This is a genomic window from Acinetobacter sp. YH12120, from assembly GCF_013418795.1.
GTDB classification, from domain to species: domain Bacteria; phylum Pseudomonadota; class Gammaproteobacteria; order Pseudomonadales; family Moraxellaceae; genus Acinetobacter; species Acinetobacter towneri.
Genome location: NZ_VPBI01000046.1, coordinates 1 through 2,581, shown reverse-complemented (window position 1 = coordinate 2,581; position 2,581 = coordinate 1). Strand labels below are relative to the sequence as shown.

Below are 2,581 nucleotides of genomic sequence, written 5' to 3'. Positions count from 1 at the left end.
ACACTTGTATATTAATATAAATATCAATCACTTGAAAATTTAGCCATGACTAAGAAAAAGCAAAAAATCGGCTTTTGTAATAAGTTGGTGAGTTTTTAAGCAGATCTGTAATATTTTGCCAGTAAATTTGATTAAAAAACGATCAATTTGGCAATCAGTGCCCATTTCATCGGCTTTCAGGATCCGAAACTATCCCCAATGGCTGTGGATAAAATTTAGGCTATTTTGTACGCCCTGGCGCACAACAATCTCGGCTCTTTGCGGCTACCAGGAACAGTGGAATTTTCCTATGATGAACTCATCAGGAACAGGAAGTTCCAAACAACAAGAATAAGAAAGATCGCACCAGGAGCGTGAGGTAAGACAGGAGTCATACCTAGCAACCCAATATGAGAAACCCCGGCAGGATGCTGGGGTTTTTTATTGTCTGCATTTAAGGTCTAATCAGTCTTAGCCAATTCATTTTGGTTGATAAGTTTAATCAGCGCATTTTGAACAAACTCATCAAGTTCAATCCCTTTTTCTTTTATGATGGTTTCTATCTTTGCTAGCGTTTCACTTTCTAATTCGAACTCGATTTCTGCTGATGTTTCCATGAGTAAATCATAGTTATTTTCGACTATCTTTTTAAAGGTTTCTTCTAGATCTTTTGTTGATGGAATATTGAAAGATAAGCGTAATGAGCTATTGATAATTTCAATATGGGTATACCCTAAATATTCAGTACTTTTTCCCACAAATCCTAAGTGCTTCATAAAAAACCTTAAATAAATATAGTAGAGAGCTGTCTAAATTAAGCCAGACTCTCTTTTACAAATTTTGGATCAACAATAAATAATCGAATAAGGGATGTTGCTGCTCCTGATGGTCTTCTCGCACCTTGTTCCCATGATTCAAGAGTACGTCTTGATACGCCAAGAATCTTAGCAAACTGATCTTGTGTTAGTTGAGCCTTTCTACGAGCTAACGCTACATCTGTCTCAGTGATTACGGTTCTTTTCGCTGCATTACTAGTAAGCATATCGTCGATGCCTTGTAATATTTCAGCTTCAATATCCCTAGTTGCTTCAAAAGCCTCAAGTTCTTTTTCAGTCATTAAACGAGTCATTTAGTTTCTCCACTAATGCTTGAAGAGTCTTCTTACTAAGCTGTACAGTTTGCTTTTTACTGTACAAGGTTAATAACCAAATCTCTCCATTTGCTAAACGATTAAAGTAGATGACTCTGACACCACCACTTTTACCTCTACCACCGCTAGTCCATCTAATCTTACGAATACCACCTGCATTAGGCTCTACATCTCCTGCTTCAGGATTTAATGCTAAGAATGTTTTGAATTCCTCATATTCTTCCTGAGTCCAATAAACAAGACAGTATTTAGTAAATAATGGAGTCTCACATATTGTATACATTGATTGCATTCATACTACCTTGTAGTAGTTTATTTTATACTACTTTGTGGTATTTTTAAATGATAATTCTTAGTTCTCAGGATTAAATGCCTATTTAAGTGATGTGCTGAAAAGGTTGCCGACACATAAAGTGACTCAGATTGAAGAATTGCTACCACACCGCTGGAAACCTGAACCGAATTAAAAAATAGGCATGGGGTTCAGCGGACGCTTACGTTCAATTCGTATAACCACCATTATGTTAAATAGAATCAAAAAACCTCCAATAAAATCGTTATAGTATTATTATTTATTGAGTAGATAAGAGAATTAAATTAGTGAAATACTCAAATGAACAAATAGTAAAAGCACTCTTACTTGCTCCTTTACCTTTACTTTTTTTAACAACAGTCCTGTTTATCGCAGTGAATCACGAATACAGCCTATACTCGATTTTCGTAGTTCTTGTAGGACACGGTCTTATTTACTTGGCTTATTGTATTTTGACTGTGCCTTTTAGCTACATATTCTCAATTCTTTTAAATCGTTATAACAGACTTAATTTATTAACCATCTGTATTACCTCTCTAATTATTGCTACTCCATTTTTTATTCTTTTAGGATGGGGGCATACTGGAAAGATTGCTGAAGATTGGTGGAAGATGTATACCAATACATGGGCTAGCTTTCTGGCTCTATTTCCTGGCTTATGTTATTGGCTGTTTTTAATTAACTTAAAAGATAAAGAATAGTTATGAAAAAAATATTATATTTTAATTTTTTAGCGATTATTTTGACTTACGTATCTTTGCTTTATCAAAAAAATATATTAGTTGCTCGCATAGTTGTAGATAAGCTTGAAAAAGTTAAAGTCATAGCTGGGGGATTTCCTCTCCAGTTCCTTATAGATGGTGAAACCTCTCCAGTCGGAAGTATAAGTATCAATCCTTTATTTATTTTCATCGGCATGGATCAATTTGTTTTTCTCAATTTTTTTATTGATTATTTATTTTGGATAAGTATTTTATTTGCTTTTTCTATGATTGTGAAAAAGTACAGAATTGTATAGATCTTCTAAAATTAACATAATACACGTTATACGAAGTTGAAAAATTGAGACTATAGCCTTAATTTTTATGTATTTTTTTAATTTAACACCTAGGCCAGTGCCTAGGTTTTTTCTGTTATTC

5 protein-coding genes and 1 pseudogene are annotated in these 2,581 nt (G+C 33.9%); 3 read left to right on the top strand and 3 right to left on the bottom strand.

Translation table 11 applies throughout. The features are described 5' to 3' along the window. Window positions 1-440: 440 nt before the first annotated feature. Genes FTU58_RS13860 through FTU58_RS13850 form a run of 3 tightly spaced genes read right to left on the bottom strand, consistent with a single transcriptional unit; the run spans window position 441 to window position 1,412 of the window. On the bottom strand, window positions 441-755 hold the full coding sequence (locus FTU58_RS13860; protein ID WP_104505826.1) for a hypothetical protein: 315 nt from the start codon (window positions 753-755) through the stop codon (window positions 441-443). A 38-nt stretch (window positions 756-793) separates the two neighbouring features. Next, window positions 794-1,108, bottom strand: coding sequence for a DNA-binding transcriptional regulator (locus FTU58_RS13855; protein WP_104505827.1), 315 nt, complete (start codon window positions 1,106-1,108; stop codon window positions 794-796). Continuing rightward, window positions 1,089-1,412, bottom strand: a complete 324-nt coding sequence (locus FTU58_RS13850) for a transcriptional regulator (protein ID WP_104505828.1) — start codon at window positions 1,410-1,412, stop codon at window positions 1,089-1,091. Before FTU58_RS13850 ends, FTU58_RS13855 begins: the two co-directional genes overlap by 20 nt. 88 nt (window positions 1,413-1,500) lie before the next feature. Between FTU58_RS13850 and FTU58_RS13845 the strand changes: the two are divergent. From FTU58_RS13845 to FTU58_RS13835, 3 genes and pseudogenes are all read left to right on the top strand, one after another. Next, a pseudogene (locus FTU58_RS13845) lies at window positions 1,501-1,596 on the top strand (transposase domain-containing protein); the annotation flags it as partial. A gap of 133 nt (window positions 1,597-1,729) precedes the next feature. Next, the gene (locus FTU58_RS13840) at window positions 1,730-2,143 is read left to right on the top strand and encodes a hypothetical protein (protein WP_179989130.1); all 414 of its coding nucleotides are present in this window, start codon (window positions 1,730-1,732) and stop codon (window positions 2,141-2,143) included. Window positions 2,144-2,145: 2 nt separating this feature from the next. Beyond that, window positions 2,146-2,460, top strand: coding sequence for a hypothetical protein (locus FTU58_RS13835; protein ID WP_070155405.1), 315 nt, complete (start codon window positions 2,146-2,148; stop codon window positions 2,458-2,460). Window positions 2,461-2,581: the final 121 nt, after the last annotated feature.